Annotated in this window: 17 protein-coding genes; 6 read left to right on the forward strand and 11 right to left on the reverse strand. The window is 32.3% G+C overall.

What is annotated here, in order from left to right; genetic code table 11:
* Nucleotides 1-36: 36 nt before the first annotated feature.
* Both DVK85_RS10245 and DVK85_RS10250 read left to right on the forward strand, forming a co-directional pair.
* Complete coding sequence (locus tag DVK85_RS10245) at nucleotides 37-873, forward strand: OmpA family protein (RefSeq protein ID WP_114678351.1); 837 nt, start codon at nucleotides 37-39, stop codon at nucleotides 871-873.
* Between the two features lie 290 nt (nucleotides 874-1,163).
* Nucleotides 1,164-1,622 (forward strand): PAS domain-containing protein, encoded by a 459-nt coding sequence (locus DVK85_RS10250; protein WP_114678352.1) that lies wholly within the window; start codon nucleotides 1,164-1,166, stop codon nucleotides 1,620-1,622.
* Nucleotides 1,623-1,630: 8 nt separating this feature from the next.
* Here the strand turns inward: DVK85_RS10250 and DVK85_RS10255 are convergent, their stop codons facing one another.
* The 10 genes from DVK85_RS10255 to DVK85_RS10300 form a co-directional block, all read right to left on the reverse strand.
* Nucleotides 1,631-2,104 (reverse strand): hypothetical protein, encoded by a 474-nt coding sequence (locus DVK85_RS10255; RefSeq protein ID WP_114678353.1) that lies wholly within the window; start codon nucleotides 2,102-2,104, stop codon nucleotides 1,631-1,633.
* Between the two features lie 363 nt (nucleotides 2,105-2,467).
* The gene (locus DVK85_RS10260; protein WP_114678354.1) at nucleotides 2,468-2,971 is read right to left on the reverse strand and encodes a DNA-deoxyinosine glycosylase; all 504 of its coding nucleotides are present in this window, start codon (nucleotides 2,969-2,971) and stop codon (nucleotides 2,468-2,470) included.
* An 86-nt stretch (nucleotides 2,972-3,057) separates the two neighbouring features.
* Nucleotides 3,058-3,930 (reverse strand): succinate--CoA ligase subunit alpha, encoded by an 873-nt coding sequence (gene sucD, locus DVK85_RS10265; RefSeq protein ID WP_114678355.1) that lies wholly within the window; start codon nucleotides 3,928-3,930, stop codon nucleotides 3,058-3,060.
* Nucleotides 3,931-4,104: 174 nt separating this feature from the next.
* Nucleotides 4,105-4,467, reverse strand: coding sequence for a nuclear transport factor 2 family protein (locus tag DVK85_RS10270; protein WP_114678356.1), 363 nt, complete (start codon nucleotides 4,465-4,467; stop codon nucleotides 4,105-4,107).
* Between the two features lie 5 nt (nucleotides 4,468-4,472).
* Nucleotides 4,473-5,405 (reverse strand): UDP-3-O-(3-hydroxymyristoyl)glucosamine N-acyltransferase, encoded by a 933-nt coding sequence (locus DVK85_RS10275; protein WP_114678357.1) that lies wholly within the window; start codon nucleotides 5,403-5,405, stop codon nucleotides 4,473-4,475.
* A 71-nt stretch (nucleotides 5,406-5,476) separates the two neighbouring features.
* A complete protein-coding gene (gene efp / locus DVK85_RS10280; RefSeq protein WP_114678358.1) occupies nucleotides 5,477-6,043 on the reverse strand; it encodes an elongation factor P in 567 nt (188 codons plus the stop codon).
* Nucleotides 6,044-6,128: 85 nt separating this feature from the next.
* A complete protein-coding gene (lpxA, locus tag DVK85_RS10285; protein WP_114679037.1) occupies nucleotides 6,129-6,914 on the reverse strand; it encodes an acyl-ACP--UDP-N-acetylglucosamine O-acyltransferase in 786 nt (261 codons plus the stop codon).
* A gap of 10 nt (nucleotides 6,915-6,924) precedes the next feature.
* Nucleotides 6,925-8,313 carry a bifunctional UDP-3-O-[3-hydroxymyristoyl] N-acetylglucosamine deacetylase/3-hydroxyacyl-ACP dehydratase gene (locus DVK85_RS10290; RefSeq protein WP_114678359.1) on the reverse strand — a complete coding sequence of 463 codons (1,389 nt, stop codon included), beginning with the start codon at nucleotides 8,311-8,313 and terminating at the stop codon, nucleotides 6,925-6,927.
* 12 nt (nucleotides 8,314-8,325) lie between these two features.
* A complete protein-coding gene (lpxD, locus tag DVK85_RS10295) occupies nucleotides 8,326-9,354 on the reverse strand; it encodes a UDP-3-O-(3-hydroxymyristoyl)glucosamine N-acyltransferase (RefSeq protein ID WP_114678360.1) in 1,029 nt (342 codons plus the stop codon).
* Between the two features lie 23 nt (nucleotides 9,355-9,377).
* Nucleotides 9,378-10,622, reverse strand: a complete 1,245-nt coding sequence (locus tag DVK85_RS10300) for an HD domain-containing protein (RefSeq protein ID WP_114678361.1) — start codon at nucleotides 10,620-10,622, stop codon at nucleotides 9,378-9,380.
* 185 nt (nucleotides 10,623-10,807) lie between these two features.
* Between DVK85_RS10300 and porX the strand changes: the two genes are divergently transcribed.
* The 4 genes from porX (at nucleotide 10,808) to DVK85_RS10320 (ending at nucleotide 14,976) form a co-directional block, all read left to right on the forward strand.
* On the forward strand, nucleotides 10,808-12,358 hold the full coding sequence (gene porX, locus DVK85_RS10305; protein ID WP_114678362.1) for a T9SS response regulator signal transducer PorX: 1,551 nt from the start codon (nucleotides 10,808-10,810) through the stop codon (nucleotides 12,356-12,358).
* 15 nt (nucleotides 12,359-12,373) lie between these two features.
* The gene (tsaE, locus tag DVK85_RS10310; protein WP_114678363.1) at nucleotides 12,374-12,781 is read left to right on the forward strand and encodes a tRNA (adenosine(37)-N6)-threonylcarbamoyltransferase complex ATPase subunit type 1 TsaE; all 408 of its coding nucleotides are present in this window, start codon (nucleotides 12,374-12,376) and stop codon (nucleotides 12,779-12,781) included.
* A 53-nt stretch (nucleotides 12,782-12,834) separates the two neighbouring features.
* Nucleotides 12,835-14,028 (forward strand): alanine dehydrogenase, encoded by a 1,194-nt coding sequence (locus DVK85_RS10315; RefSeq protein WP_114678364.1) that lies wholly within the window; start codon nucleotides 12,835-12,837, stop codon nucleotides 14,026-14,028.
* Between the two features lie 117 nt (nucleotides 14,029-14,145).
* Nucleotides 14,146-14,976 carry a sulfite exporter TauE/SafE family protein gene (locus DVK85_RS10320; protein WP_114678365.1) on the forward strand — a complete coding sequence of 277 codons (831 nt, stop codon included), beginning with the start codon at nucleotides 14,146-14,148 and terminating at the stop codon, nucleotides 14,974-14,976.
* On the opposite strand, the gene DVK85_RS10325 is transcribed toward DVK85_RS10320, so the two are convergent.
* Nucleotides 14,969-16,180: a cation:proton antiporter gene (locus DVK85_RS10325; protein WP_114678366.1), complete on the reverse strand. Its 1,212-nt coding sequence runs from the start codon at nucleotides 16,178-16,180 to the stop codon at nucleotides 14,969-14,971. The two genes, DVK85_RS10320 and DVK85_RS10325, sit on opposite strands and share 8 nt — an antisense overlap.
* Nucleotides 16,181-16,433: the final 253 nt, after the last annotated feature.

Consider the following 16,433-nt stretch of genomic DNA (forward strand, 5'->3'; position numbering starts at 1 on the left):
ATAACTAATTTTGTAGAAATTTAAATCCTGAAATTTATGAAAAAAATCATCATCACACTGTCATTGGCAGCTCTAACTCTTACTTCTTGTGGAACCAAGAAGAAAATTGCAGAACTTGAAAGCAAAAATAAAGAGATTCAGGATATGCTGAATAGCACAACGCTAAAGCTTAATACTTGTTTAGCTGAAAAACAAGGTATGGCTACACGCATAGAGGATCTTAAGAACTCTAATCAAGACCTTATTAAAACAAGAGATAATTTTGCTACACTTTCTACAAAAGGTGCTGAAAACATCGAAAAATCGCTTGAAAGCTTAAAAGAAAAAGATCTTAAAATTTCTAGATTACAAGATGCCATTACTCGTAAAGACTCGGTTACTCTTGCTTTGGTAACAAGTATTAAAAGAGCTGTAGGAGTAGATGACCCTGATATTGAGGTTAATGTTGAAAAAGGAGTAGTATACATCTCTATTGCAGATAAACTACTGTTTAAAAGCGGACGATATGAGGTTACCGATAAGGCTAAACAAATATTAGGTAAAGTTGCTGCTATTGTAAAAGACAAACCTAACTTTGAGTGTATGGTAGAAGGACATACTGATAATGTTCCTGTTGTTAATAATTCTGTACTTGTAGACAACTGGGATTTGAGTGTTAAGCGAGCTACTTCTATAGTAAGGGTTTTACAAAACGATTATGGTATTGACCCTAAACGTCTTGTTGCTGCAGGACGTGGTGAATATATACCACTTGAAGAAAACACTACTGCTGAAGGAAGGGCAAGAAACAGAAGAACAAGAATACTTGTATTGCCTAAAATTGATCAGTTTTATGATATGATAGAAAAAGAAATGAAAAATCAGAGTAAATAAAATATTTATCTCTAATAACATAAAGGCTACTAATTAAATTTAGTAGCCTTTTTTATTATAAACCAATACTTATTTCTTACATTCAAATTATTATTAAAACAAATAATTAACTAAAAAAGTAATTTACATAAGATAAATATGTTAAATGTTAATATTCTGTGTTTTTAAGTTTTTTATGTTTAAAATTCACTATTTCATAAAAAAAAGGCATTTTTTGCGTAAATTTATGACAGCTTCATTAAATTTTACATTTTTTTTCTGATAAAAAAATTAATTAAATAAGTACTAAAATGGATAGACTACTAGGATATTTTAGCGAATCGGATAATCTCGAAGAAAATAAAGATCATGTATCAATAATAAAGGAAGAATATTTCACAAGGCTTATCGAATATACACCAGCTATAATATATACTTGTGACACTAAAGGTAGAATTACCTATTATAATAAAGCTGCTGCTGCTTTTTGGGGAGGAAAACCTGAGTTAGGAAAAGATTTCTATCATACAGGGTGGACTACCTTTACTATAGAGGGTACACCACTCCCTATAGAAAAAACACCTATAGCCATGGCTTTAACGCATCAAAAGTCTTTTTGTGATGAAATAATTTTAGAAACCGAGAGTGGAAAACGGTTTTATGTAGAATGTAACCCTAAGCCTATTTTTAATACTTCTGGCAAAATGATTGGTTTACTAAATTTTTGTATTGATTTTTCAAAGCATTATACTCGAAAAAATAATTTATAAAAAAATCTCTATAGCTTATTTTTATATATCCCTGTCATACTAAATATCCTATTAAAGTATATATCTAAACAAGTAAGGTCTTTATTTAGATCATTTCGAATCCCCCCTTTTTTAAGCATAATACTATCTGCTATAATTATTTTTCTATGATTTTCCTGAGACATTACTGTATAAATCAAATTATATACTATTATACTATATTTACCTTCTCTCAATTTTATTTCAAAATCAAAAGACAGTTCATTATCCATATACGAAGAACATCCTTCACAGGTATGTCTTATTTCTGTCCCTTTTCCTTTATATGAATGATTACTCGATGCTATACTTAACCTTGGATGATGAGCTATAAACTCTGGAATGTTATCCTGATTAGTTATAATAACATTTTCCCATACTAGGGAATTATTCTTTACATAAAAATTGTGTACCTGTGCAAAACAGGAAATTGAGAATAAAAAAAAGAATATTACCTTTTTCATAGACGTAACATTTATACTAATGAAGACTCTCAAATATAATACAAATATTAATCACTTTAACAACTAAATGTTTAATTATGAAATATTTACCGCACTACCTTTCAAGTCAACTATATTCACAACCAACTAATTATCAACATAATAAGTAACTTATTTTTAATAGAGTTTTAATATAAAATTAAACTTAGTCCAATATAAAAGCAGGAAATTGCAGTAACAATTAAAAAGATGTAATTATGAAAATTAAAGTTTTAAAAAACAGATTAAAGTATATAATACAAGTACATATAAGGACCTATAGACAACGAAAACTTCAAAAATATTTTATGACTTAAATAAATAGGCATCAAATATTTTATATTATTATGGATCGTTGTTACTCCCAACAAGTGGTATAATTTTTTTCTCCCATATATCTAGCTTTTGTAAAAAAGACATAGATGCATTTGCACCGCTAGGCGAAGGTAAAACATCATAAGATACTCCACCCTCATATGTCATGTATTTATTATAATATTTAGCAGCATTTTTACTAGAAAAAAGAACATTTTTAATATTTGGAAACTCTTTATAAAAAGTATTAAAATCATTAGGCTGTTCATTTTTTATTTTACTATCCAAACTACCTTCGCGCTCACAATACTGTAATACATCCCATAAAGCAATACCGTAGTTTTTTAATAAACCTTTCCTTTTCTCATAATCTGTAGTAAAAGGCTGATTGAATATAGTATATAATAATTTCCAAAACTGATTACCTCTATTACCATAATATTGCTGTAACTCTAATGATTTTTCGCCAGGCATAGTGCCCAAAATAATTATAGAGGAATCAGGATAAATAATTGGCAGAAAAGCTTTTTTCATGATATAAAATATATATATCAAAAAAGGTTCTTCTTATCGAGTATTACGATAGGAAGAACCTTTTTTATAGTTTTAGTAATGAAAAATTATCCCAATACTTCTTTTACTTTTTTACCTATCTCTGCTGGAGAGTCTACAACGTGTATACCGTTTTCTCTCATAATACGTTTCTTTGCTTCAGCAGTATCATCAGCACCACCTACAATAGCACCTGCGTGCCCCATTGTACGTCCTTTAGGAGCTGTTTCACCTGCAATAAATCCTACAACAGGTTTTCTATTACCATCAGCTTTTATCCATTTAGCAGCATCAGCTTCAAGCTGTCCGCCTATCTCCCCTATCATTACAATACACTTAGTTTCAGGGTCATTCATTAATAGTTCTACAGCTTCTTTAGTAGTAGTACCAATAATTGGGTCACCACCAATACCTATAGCTGTTGTAATACCTAAACCTTGTTTTACAACTTGGTCAGCTGCTTCATATGTAAGAGTACCTGATTTAGATACAATACCTACTGTACCTTTTTTAAATACAAAACCTGGCATAATACCTACTTTAGCTTCTTCTGGTGTAATTACACCGGGACAGTTAGGACCTATAAGTCGGCAATCTTTATCTTGAATATAATCATAAGCTTTAATCATGTCGGCAACTGGAATACCTTCAGTAATTGTAATAATTACTTTAATGCCAGCTTCAGCTGCTTCCATAATTGCATCAGCAGCAAATGCAGGCGGAACGAATATAATGGTTGTATCAGCACCCGCTTTTTCTACTGCTTCTCTAACAGTATTAAAAACTGGACGATCTAAGTGAGTTGTACCACCTTTTCCAGGTGTTACACCACCTACTACATTGGTGCCATATTCAATCATTTGGGTAGCGTGAAAAGTACCTTCGCTTCCTGTAAATCCCTGAACAATTATTTTGGAATCTTTATTAACTAAAACACTCATGGATATATTTTTTAAATTATTTATAATAGCAATGCAAAAATAGTTTTTTACTTAAAATATATAAAGCTTTTTCCCATATTTGTATATCAAATTTGCAAAAAAAAGCTGCTTATGTTTTTTAAGCAGCAAAGGTGATATATCTTATCCTATAACTATAGCATTATTTTTTTGTCATTAGTCTAACTGACTCATAAGATAACCTCTATAAAGCTTGTTATCTTTTACTTCCCAAATAGCTACAAAATGCCCTAGTATAACCTCATCTTCAGGGTTTTCGAAAGCATTTACATAATGAGTATAACGAACAGAAGCTTTATTTCCATCAGAAATAATATGATTAATTTGAAGCCTGTATGAAGAATAAGCTTTTTTAAGTCCTGTAATAAGCTCTAAAAGTTCAATTTTATTTAATTGTAAAAAACCCTTAGAACTTCGCCATTCCATAACAATATCTTTGTGTACAAAACGATCCGCAACTTCAGGGTTACCAGAAGCATCAGATTTATAGTATGCTGTTACTAATTCTTTTGCATCCATATTTTTTACTCTTTTAGTTTTTCCAAAATTTCAGGAATACGCTTCACGTTAAACAGTTGTTTCATTTTTTCTCTTGATTCTTCGGCAGGAGAACCAAAATATGCTTTATCGCCTTCAAGTGATTTACCAATGCCTGACTGTGCTAAAAGTACAGCTTTACTACCAATGGTAATACCGCTTGCTAAGCCTACTTGTCCCCATATAGTAACTTCATCTTCTATAATAACACATCCTGCAATACCTGTTTGAGCAGCAATTAAACATTTTTTACCTATAACAGTATCATGACCTATATGTACCTGATTGTCTACTTTAGTACCTTCTCCAATGGTTGTATCGCCTGTAACACCTTTGTCTATAGTACACAAAGCTCCTATCCCTACATTATTATGTATTACTACCCTACCTCCTGACAATAACTGATCGAAACCTTCGGGACGTTTTTTATAATAAAAAGCATCGGCTCCTAATACTGTACCTGCATGTATTATTACATTATCGCCAATTACAGTATTATCATATACAGACACATTAGAGTGTATAAGACAATTTTTGCCTATTGTAACATTATTACCAACAAAAGTATTGGGCTGTATTACAGTTCCCTCTCCTATTTTGGCAGAAGACGCAATAGAAGTGCTAGAAGCTAAAAACGGTTTAAAGTGTCTTGTTAATGTATTAAAGTCTCTAAACGGATCATCAGATATAAGTAATGCTTTACCCTCTGGACAATCTACTTTTTTATTAATAAGTACAATTGTCGCAGCAGATTGAAGTGCTTTATCATAGTATTTTGGATGATCTACAAAAACAATATCACCTGACTCTACAACATGAATTTCGTTCATGCCATAAACAGGAAAATCATCATTACCAACATATTCGCTATTAATAATCTTAGCGATATCCTTTAAAGCATATGCCTTTGGGAACTTCATACCTTTATATCTATATGTTTATTTATACAATGAGCAGTACTAGTACTGCTCATTGTATAAATAATATTAATCTACTCTTTTACTCGCTCTTGATAAGCTCCTGTAGTAGTATCTATTTTAATTTTATCTCCTTCATTAATAAATAAAGGCACATTTACAGATGCTCCTGTTTCTACTTTTGCAGGCTTAGTAGCATTAGTTGCTGTATTTCCTTTCACTCCTGGTTCTGCATAAGTAACTTCAAGGACTACAGAGGCTGGCATATCTACAGAAAGTGGTAAGTCTGTTTCGGTATTAACTATTACCATTACTACTTCTCCTTCTTTAAGCAAGTCTGGTGCGTCAAGAATTTCTCTAAGTAGTGATATTTGCTCATAATTTTCAGTATGCATAAAGTGATACTGGTCACCTTCAGGATATAAAAACTGGTATTTATGAGTTTCTACTCTTACATCTTCAATTTTATGTCCAGCAGAAAAAGTATTATCTAATACTTTTCCGTTAGTAAGGCTTTTAAGTTTTGTTCTTACAAATGCAGGTCCTTTCCCTGGCTTAACATGAAGAAATTCAATGATTTTATAAATGTCATGGTTATACTTAATGCATAAACCATTTCTAATATCTGATGTACTTGCCATTATATTGTATTTATATTTGTCTGTTTATAATATAACCTGCTATTTTATTAAAAAAACATAACAGATTACCAAGTTACTTATTTTTTTAATAAATTCCTGTATAACCTTTCATTACTCCACGTGAAGAGTTACGAATAAATAATATTATCTCATCTCGCTCAGGTGTAGCCTCCATTTCAGCTTCAATAATACTTAATGCTTGTGTAGTATTATAGTTTTTTTGATATAATATTCTGTAAATATCTTGTATCTCTCTTATTTTATCAGGAGAAAAACCTCTTCTTCTCAGTCCAATAGAATTAATACCTACATAAGATAATGGCTCTTTTGCTGCTTTAGTATATGGTGGAACATCTTTTCGTACTAATGAGCCACCTGATATCATGGCATGATCGCCAATACTTATAAACTGATGTATTGCTGCAAGCCCCCCTATAATAGCAAAACTACCTACAGTAACATGACCCGCAAGAGCTACACCGTTTACAATAATTGCATTGTCGCCAATATGACAATCATGAGCTATGTGTGCAGTAGCCATAACCAAACAATTTTTACCTAGCTTGGTAACGCCAGATGCTACAGTGCCTCTATTTATTGTAACACATTCTCTTATAGTAGAGTTATCTCCTATTATTGCAAGTGAATCTTCACCTCCAAATTTTAAATCCTGAGGTACGGCAGAGATTACTGCACCTGGAAATATATTACAATTTTTACCTATTCGGGCTCCTTCCATTATAGTAACGTTAGAACCTATCCAAGTTCCCTCTCCTATTTCCACATTATTATGTATTGTGGTAAAAGGCTCTATTACTACATTTTTAGCGATTTTTGCGCCCGGGTGTACATATGCTAATGGTTGATTCATACAATTTTTTTTAACTGTTTTTGACAATTTGTGCCATTAATTCGGCTTCGGCAACAAGTTTCCCATTGGCATATGCGTTAGCTTGCATATGACAAATACCTCTCCTTATAGGAGAAATAAGCTCACACTTAAACACAAGTGTATCGCCTGGTAATACTTTTTGTTTGAACTTTACATTGTCAATTTTCATAAAATAAGTAAGGTAGTTTTCAGGATCTGGAACAGAGCTAAGTATTAATATACCTCCTGTTTGTGCCATAGCCTCTACGATAAGTACCCCTGGCATAACCGGAGCACCTGGAAAATGTCCAACGAAGAAATTTTCGTTCATGGTAACATTTTTAACCCCCACTACATGATTTTGTGACATCTCGAGTATTTTATCTACCAACAAGAACGGTGGTCTGTGCGGTAGCATACTCATTATTTTATTAACATCCATTAATGGTTCCTTATGTAAGTCATATACAGGAACTTGGTTGCGTTGTTCTATTTTTATAATTTTAGACAGTTTTTTAGCAAACTGAGTATTTACAAAATGACCCGGCTTATTAGCTATAACTTTACCTCTTATTCTCATACCTACAAGTGCCAAATCTCCTACTACATCTAGTAGTTTGTGACGTGCAGCCTCATTAGGGTAATGTAAGGTAAGGTTATCTAATATTCCATTTGGTTTTATAGTAATACTTTCTTTACCAAAGGCTACTTTAAGATTTTCCATTGTTTTTTCAGATATCTCTTTATCTACATATACAATGGCGTTATTAAGGTCTCCTCCTTTAATAAGTCCGTTATTTAGTAAAGCTTCAAGTTCATGAAGGAAACTAAAAGTACGAGAATCGGCAATTTCAGTTTTAAAATCACCTATATTTTTTAATGTTGCATTTTGAGTACCTAATACTTTAGTGCCAAAATCTACCATGGCAGTTATTTGGTAATCATTAGCAGGCATTACTATTATTTCACTTCCTGTAACCTCATCAGTATATGATATTACTTCTTTTACAACATATACTTGTCGTTCAGCATTTTGTTCTACTACGCCTACTTTCTCTATGGCCTCAACAAAATATTTAGAAGAACCATCCATAATCGGCGGCTCTGAGGCATCAAGTTCAATGATAACATTATCTACATCACACCCTACAAATGCTGCAAGTACATGTTCTGATGTTTGTATTTTTACTCCTTTTTTCTCAAGGTTAGTACCTCGCTGAGTGTTAACCACATAGTTAGCATCTGCCTCTACAATAGGTTGCCCTTCTAAATCTACCCTTACAAAAGCATATCCGTTATTAACGGGAGCTGGCTTAAAAGTCATTGTAACCTCTTTACCTGTATGGAGTCCTACGCCTTTTAAGGAGATCTCACTTTTGATTGTGGTTTGTTTAACCATTATCTGATATTTTTAGTTTTGTTGTTTAGATTTTTTTTTAAGCTCGTGTACGTCTGCTACTATTTTTGGTAAGTTCCTAAAATGAACATACGATTTATTAAAATCAGTATAACCCAATGCAGGTGTACCTTGAATAGCTACACCATCAGGAATATTTTTACCAACACCTGATTGGGCTTGTATTCTTACATTATCACCAATAGTTATATGACCTACAATACCTACTTGCCCACCTATAATACAGTTTTTCCCGATTTTGGTCGAACCTGCAATACCTGTTTGCGAAGCAATCACTGTATTTTCTCCTATAACTACGTTATGCGCTATTTGTATCTGATTATCAAGTTTTACACCTTTCTTTATTACTGTAGAACCTAGTGTAGCTCTATCTATAGTAGTACATGCGCCTACGTCTACATTATCTTCTAATATAACATTACCTATTTGTGGTACTTTACTATACACTCCTTCTTCATTTGGGGCAAAACCAAAACCATCTGAACCTATAATAACTCCTGAATGTATAGTACAGTTATTACCTATCTCTGATTCTGAGTAAATGCGTACTCCTGCAAATAGTATAGTATTATCGCCAATGGTAACATTATCGCCCACAAAACTGTTAGGGTATATTTTTACATTGTTACCAATTTTCACATTTTTACCTATGTAACAAAAACTTCCAAGGTATAGGTTATCTCCATATACTACATCATCTCCTATAACAGATGGTTGCTCTATTCCCGATTTCATTAATTTTACTTGATTATAATATTCAAGTAATTTTGAAAACGATTTATAAGCATCCTCTACCTTTATTAAAGTAGTGCTTATAGGGCTCTCTGGTTCAAAAGATTTATTAACTATAGCTATAGTAGCCTCTGTAGAATATATGTATTGTTGATACTTAGGGTTTGCTAAAAAAGTAAGCGACCCTTTTGTTCCTTCTTCTATCTTCGATAGCTTGTGTACTTCGGCATTTGGGTTACCTACTACCTCGCCTTCTAGTATTCCTGCTATTTGTTCTGCTGTAAATTTCATCCCGACAAAAATATAAAATTATATTAAATGACTGCTTTTTCCAAAAGTACTTTTGGAAAACATATATAATATTTAGTAACTGGCTTAGATAATGCCTTTAAATTCAACTGATCTGATGCTGCTGCGACCTCCTCTACTGTACGATCTTTCTTTAATATATGTATAGGTTCACCTGACTTATTATAGGCTTGATTTTTAATTTTACCCTTAAAAACGAAATAGTCTGTCTCTTTCTCGTTTATATTATAGACTTTCATTAATTCAGCTTTTAAGTTTTCTACCGTTTTCTTTTCTACTTTTTCAGATCGTAATCTTATTTTTGGGAGATCTCTATTAATAATCATCCTACTCAATTCGCCTAATATAAAATCATCGTGATATTGCCATTCTTTTATAGCACTCATTACATCAAAATCGTCGAGTCTTGAAAAAGTTTCTAATACTTGGTCATTAAAATCGTCAAGTTCTATTTTTTGCTGAAGAAAAAACTGTAAAGGTTTACTACATAATAATATTTCACCTTTTTGAGTCAATTCTTTTGCGCGTTTCAGTATTTTAGTCAATATCATCTCTGCTGCTACACTTGTTTTGTGCAAGTATGCCTGCCAGTACATGAGCCTACGTGCTACTAAAAATTTCTCTACAGAGTAAATTCCTTTCTCTTCTATAACTAGTATATCATTGTATACATTCATCATTTGTATCAACCTTTCCGAGTTGATATTTCCTTCAGCTACACCACTATAAAAACTATCACGTTTCAGATAATCCATTCTATCCATATCCATTTGGCTAGATATCAATTGCAACATGAATTTTCTATGATACTCTCCTTTAAATATTTTTATTGCCAATGATAGTTTACCATCAAATTCTTCGTTAAGCTTATCCATAAAACGAAGTGAAATAGCTTCATGGTTTACACGCTCTACAATACTATGCTCCATAGCATGAGAAAATGGTCCGTGACCTATATCATGCAATAATATAGCTATACTTAAAGCATTTTCTTCTTCATCTGAAATCGCTATGCCTTTAAATTTTAATACCTGAATGGTTTTTTGCATTATATGCATACACCCTAAGGCATGGTGAAAACGAGTATGGTGTGCCCCTGGATATACAAGATATGACATTCCCATTTGAGAAATGCGTCGTAATCTTTGAAAGTAAGGATGTTGAATAAGGTCGTAAACCAGTGGATTTGTTATAGATATAAACCCATATATAGGGTCGTTCAATATTTTAAGCTTATTAATTTCGCTCACAGTAGGCTAATTTTTTAACAAATATAGTAAACATAGTGTTTTGTTTTAGAAAGCTTACTATTTTATGAAAAAAATGAGCCGAATAAAACAAGTAGAATTGAGAACTTTTATGCAATAATTAAGATAAATATCGTTAAATACATTTAACTTGCATATTAATTTACGAACAAAAATTCACTCATAACATGAATGAGATTAAGATACTTTGGGTTGACGATGAGATAGACATGCTGAAACCCCACATACTTTTCCTTGAAAAGAAAAATTATAATGTAACTACAGCTAATAACGGTCAGGATGCGATAGACATTTTTAGAAATGAAAATTTTGATATTGTATTTTTAGATGAAAATATGCCAGGACTTAGCGGACTGGAAACATTATCAGAAATTAAGGAACTAAAATCGTCTGTTCCTGTAATTATGATAACCAAAAGTGAGGAAGAGTATATAATGGAAGAGGCTATAGGATCTAAAATAGCCGATTACCTTATAAAGCCCGTAAACCCAAACCAAATATTACTAAGCTTAAAAAAGAACTTAGATCATTCACGATTGGTATCAGAAAAAACAACGCTTGATTATCAAAAAGAGTTTCGCAAAATAGCTATGGATATGGCTATGGTAAACAGTTGGGAAGACTGGGTAGATATGTACAAAAGACTCGTGTTTTGGGAAATGGAGCTTGAAAACATTGAAGACCAAAGCATGGTAGAGATACTAGAATCGCAAAAGCATGAAGCAAACTCTCAGTTTGGGAAGTTTATAGAAAAAAATTATGCCGACTGGTATAAACCTAATGCAGATAAACCTGTGCTGTCGCATAATCTTTTCCGCGAGCTGGTAGTGCCCGAAATAGTAAAAAAACAACCTATACTTTTTGTAGTTATAGATAACTTACGCTACGACCAGTGGAAGGCTTTCCAGAGTGTAATAACGAACCATTATAAACTAGAAAAAGAATCGGCTTACTACTCTATTTTACCTACAGCTACTCAATATGCTCGTAATGCAATATTCTCAGGGCTTACTCCATTAGAAATGGAAAAAAAGCATCCTACTTATTGGAAAAACGATGTTGAAGAAGGTGGTAAAAATTTATATGAGGCTGATTTTCTTACCGAACACTTAAAACGACTAGGATTAAATATAAAACAAGAATATTATAAAATAACCAACTTTAAAGATGGTAAGAAACTCGTAGACAATTTTAAAGGACTTAAAGATAACGACCTTACTACAATAGTATATAACTTTGTAGATATGCTATCGCATGCTAAAACAGAAATGGAAGTTGTAAAAGAGCTTGCTAGTAACGATAAAGCATACCGCTCACTTACTCTAAGCTGGTTTAAAAACTCCCCATTGCTCGAAATGATACAACAAGCGCAGGTAATGGGCTTTAAACTTATATTAACTACAGATCATGGTACTATAAATGTAAAAAACCCTAGCAAAGTAATTGGCGATAGAAATACCAGTCTTAACCTGAGGTATAAAACAGGACGTAGCCTTACTTTTGAAGATAGAGAAGTTTACCATGTAAAAGACCCAAAGAGTGTACAATTACCTACTATAAACATGAGTAGTTCTTATATATTTGCGAAAAATGATTTGTTTCTTGCTTATGTAAATAACTACAATCATTATGTTAGTTATTACAGGAATACATATCAGCACGGAGGTATATCATTAGAGGAAATGATTATTCCGTTTTTAGTATTTAATCCAAAATAAGAAGCTCGTAAATATATGGAAATTACTTTCTCTCTAGAGGAAATAGATGCTACTGCAAAACAACTACTTGCAGCAGACTTAAAACAAATAGTGGTTTTTCATGCATCTATGGGTGCAGGAAAAACCACACTTATTAAGGCTATTGCCCGTCAAATGGGGGTTAAAGATATAACATCTAGCCCTACATTTTCTTTAGTAAATGAATATGAAACAGCAGGCGGAAAACCGTTATTTCATTTTGATTTATACAGACTGAACACTGAAGAGGAGGCCTATGATATGGGCATAGATGAATATTTTTATTCAGGAAATATGTGCCTCATAGAATGGCCAGAAAAAACACCAAATCTTATACCGCTAGACCACTCCTCTATTTCTATAAAACAATTAGCAGATGGCAGACGCCACGTAACGCTGAAATAATTTTTGCATCCGCTTTATTTTTGTAAATTAGTGCCAATTATCAGATAAAAATCATGTCACTAACACCTTTTACCAAACAACAATTATTGCCGCAAGAAGAGAAGCTAGAAGTAAGCAGACAGCGGAGTGACCTTTTTATTGGTATCCCTAAGGAGACATCTTATCAGGAAAGAAGAATTTGCTTAACACCCGATGCTGTTAACTCATTAACTGCACATGGGCACAGAGTAATGATAGAATCTGAAGCAGGCGAAAGCTCTAGCTATAGCGATAAAGAGTATAGTGATGCTGGTGCAGAGATAACAATGGATACTAAAAAAGTATTTAGTTGCCCTGTTATACTAAAAGTAGAGCCGCCTACTGAAAAAGAAATTGAAATGATGAAGCATGAAACACTTCTCATCTCTGCAATACAACTAAAAACACAAAAAAAAGAATATTTTGAAGCTCTTGCTGCTAAAAAAATAACAGCAATGGCTTTTGAATTTATAAAAGATGAAGACGGCTCCTACCCTGCTGTAAAACTATTAAGCGAAATTGCAGGTACAGCATCAGTACTTATTGCTGCTGAGTTGATGATAAATCAAAAAATAGGAAAAGGGCTTCTTCTAGGTAATATAACAGGTGTACCCCCTACAGAGGTGGTAATTATTGGTGCAGGAACAGTAGCCGAGTTTGCTGCTAGAACAGCCATAGGACTTGGGGCAAACGTAAAAGTTTTTGATAACTCGATTACTAAATTACGTAGACTCCAAAATAATTTAAATCAACGAATATTTACTTCTACCATACAAGAGAAATCATTATTAAAAGCGCTTATGCGTTGCGATGTAGCTATTGGTGCTATGCGCGGCAAAAATCGTACTCCTATTATTGTAAGTGAAACAATGGTAGAGCATATGAAAAGAGGTGCTGTAATAATGGATGTATGTATTGATACTGGAGGCTGTTTTGAAACCTCTGAAATAACAACGCATGAAAAACCTACTTTTGTTAAAAATAATGTAGTACACTACTGCGTACCCAACATACCATCGCGCTATTCTAAAACGGCATCTATGTCTTTGAGTAATATAATAAGTCCTTTTTTATTACAAATGGCAGAAAACGGAGGGCTCGAAAGCTCTATACGCTGTAATAATGGTTTTAAAAACGGAATTTATTTTTATCACGGGCTACTTACTAACAAGTCTATTGCCGATTGGTTCTCGCTACCCTATACCGATATTAATTTTATTACATTCTAAAATATATCTTGATAAAAAAATATTTAATCAGAGTTGGAAATTAATGAATATTATGAGTAATATTGATAACTCGTAGAATATAATAAATTAACCCATCTCTCGTTTAATCTATTTTTATTGGAAAATTCAATTATACTAATAACCGTCGGTTTATTAATAGGAACAGTAGGAACATTAATAGGCGCTGGCGGCGGTTTTATCCTTGTTCCTCTTTTACTCATTTTTTACCCTGAATTTAGTCCCGAAATAATTACAGCTATATCTATGGCGGTTGTATCTGCCAATGCTATATCTGGTACTTTTGCTTATGCCCGTTCAGGACGTGTTGATTATAAGGCAGGAGTAACATTTGCACTTTTCACCATACCTGGTTCTATTTTAGGCGTATATACAGTACAGTATATACCTCAAAGACTGTTTAATATTATATTCGGTATATTACTGCTGTTACTCTCGGCATATCTATTATACAAAAATAAAAATGCAATTTTTGCGGCAACAAAACCTATTGTAAAAAAAGGCTATAAACAACGTTTAATTACTGATAATAACGGGACTGTTTATAATTATAGCTATAATAGTAAACTAGGTAATTTTATAAGTATTATTGTAGGCTATATATCACCACTATTAGGCATTGGCGGAGGTATAATACATGTACCTGCTATGGTTAATTTATTAAAGTTCCCTGTACATATAGCTACGGCAACTTCTCATTTTATATTAGCTGTAATGACTACTGTAAGTGTTTTAGTACATGCCTTTAATGGTACTTATGATGATCCTGCCACTGTTAAAATGATACTATTATTAGCACTTGGTGTAGTACCAGGTGCACAAATAGGTGCAATGCTATCACATAAAATAAAAGGTACTTTTATTATTAAAGCACTTGCTGTATGCCTTATACTTGTAGGTATAAGAATATTATTTAAAAGCTTTATGTAGTTTTACTTTCTTTAGTAGTTTCATCATCTTTATCTCCAGTAGGTTCTTTTTTGCTAGAAATAGTTCCTATCATCATTACTAATGAAGTTAAAATGATGACCTGAATAATAAGAGATTTATTCATAAACGGGAGCAGTTTTTGAGGTAATATTGAAAGGAATAACAAAATAGTTATTAACCCTCTAGGAGCAATAAATAATAATGGTACTAGCTTTGTTCCTGCTAACTTTAATGCTATTACTCTCACTAAATAGATACCTGCTGTTATACTAACAGAATAGATTAAAACCTCTGTATTAAGTACTTCACTTACCTCTATTAAGAAACCAAATAATAAGAAAAATAAAGCACGAACAAGAAAAGTAGCTTCAATAGTTATCTCTCTAAATTTATGTACCTCTCGTCTCAATACTCTCGGTTTTAATTTTTGTATCCATTTAATATGTCGAATCTCATTAAGGTTATTAAGAAATAGCCCAAACACCAAGATAAACACAAGTGATGGAAGGTGAAACTCTTTTGATATCTCATAAATAAGTATTACAAGAAAGATAATAGGTACAAATTTTATTTGATGCTCTAGCCTACTTAACATAAAAGATAACATACCTGTTGCAATAAATGAAACTACTATAATAATAAGAAGCTGAATAAAGAAAGAGCCAAAAGCCATAAAACCAAAGCTTTCGTGAAGGGTAACGAAATTAAATAATATTACCCCTATAATATCAGATATACTACTTTCATAAATTACAAACTCTCTGTCTGTTTTCATAAAACTACGTACACTAGGTATCGCTACAGAGCTACTAATAATAGATAATGGTATTGCATTAATAAGACATATTTTAAAATCGACACCAGTAATGTAGTGAAACGCAAAAGCAAGTATTAGTGCCAATACAATAAGTGGTAAAAAGCCAATAAGAACCGAACGTTTTATGACAGGTATTTTATCTTTAGTAAGCTCCAGCTCTAATGCTCCTTCTAAAACAATTAATATCAAACCAATACTACCCAATATAGGTAATACATTTTGTAAATCTATTAAATTGATACCAAAAAAATTGCATAGCTGTCGAACTAAAAAACCAAGAGCTAGCAGAAGCAGCACGGAGGGTATCTTAGTCTTCGAAGAGGTTAAATCAAATATATAAGCTAGTAGTACAAGTAAACATAGTACTAAGATAATGCCTGCTGTCATAGTGTAAACTTTAAAGTGACTAATTTATACTTTTATATCTTTAAATTGCAATAATACCTTACATATTTATGATTAGATTAGCATAAAAATACACTTTATGTTGTTTATTTCTCAATGTTTAAAATTTAACCATAGGTATATCTTCTAAATTTTAACGCTTACAACTTATTGTACAGCACTTTAACTCCAATGCTAAAAAATATTCCTGTTTATTGCTATATTGTACCTAATATCTAATGTGAAATAGGATAAT

Origin of the sequence: Flavobacterium arcticum (assembly GCF_003344925.1) — a bacterium.
Taxonomy (GTDB): domain Bacteria; phylum Bacteroidota; class Bacteroidia; order Flavobacteriales; family Flavobacteriaceae; genus Flavobacterium; species Flavobacterium arcticum.

Coding starts and splice junctions, on each gene's coding strand:
- DVK85_RS10245 (WP_114678351.1), top strand. CDS start 37: ATGAAAAAAATCATCATCACACTGTCATTGGCAGCTCTAACTCTTACT.
- DVK85_RS10250 (WP_114678352.1), top strand. CDS start 1,164: ATGGATAGACTACTAGGATATTTTAGCGAATCGGATAATCTCGAAGAA.
- DVK85_RS10255 (WP_114678353.1), bottom strand. CDS start 2,104: ATGAAAAAGGTAATATTCTTTTTTTTATTCTCAATTTCCTGTTTTGCA.
- DVK85_RS10260 (WP_114678354.1), bottom strand. CDS start 2,971: ATGAAAAAAGCTTTTCTGCCAATTATTTATCCTGATTCCTCTATAATT.
- sucD (WP_114678355.1), bottom strand. CDS start 3,930: ATGAGTGTTTTAGTTAATAAAGATTCCAAAATAATTGTTCAGGGATTT.
- DVK85_RS10270 (WP_114678356.1), bottom strand. CDS start 4,467: ATGGATGCAAAAGAATTAGTAACAGCATACTATAAATCTGATGCTTCT.
- DVK85_RS10275 (WP_114678357.1), bottom strand. CDS start 5,405: ATGAAGTTCCCAAAGGCATATGCTTTAAAGGATATCGCTAAGATTATT.
- efp (WP_114678358.1), bottom strand. CDS start 6,043: ATGGCAAGTACATCAGATATTAGAAATGGTTTATGCATTAAGTATAAC.
- lpxA (WP_114679037.1), bottom strand. CDS start 6,914: ATGAATCAACCATTAGCATATGTACACCCGGGCGCAAAAATCGCTAAA.
- DVK85_RS10290 (WP_114678359.1), bottom strand. CDS start 8,313: ATGGTTAAACAAACCACAATCAAAAGTGAGATCTCCTTAAAAGGCGTA.
- lpxD (WP_114678360.1), bottom strand. CDS start 9,354: ATGAAATTTACAGCAGAACAAATAGCAGGAATACTAGAAGGCGAGGTA.
- porX (WP_114678362.1), top strand. CDS start 10,808: ATGAATGAGATTAAGATACTTTGGGTTGACGATGAGATAGACATGCTG.
- tsaE (WP_114678363.1), top strand. CDS start 12,374: ATGGAAATTACTTTCTCTCTAGAGGAAATAGATGCTACTGCAAAACAA.
- DVK85_RS10315 (WP_114678364.1), top strand. CDS start 12,835: ATGTCACTAACACCTTTTACCAAACAACAATTATTGCCGCAAGAAGAG.
- DVK85_RS10325 (WP_114678366.1), bottom strand. CDS start 16,180: ATGACAGCAGGCATTATCTTAGTACTATGTTTACTTGTACTACTAGCT.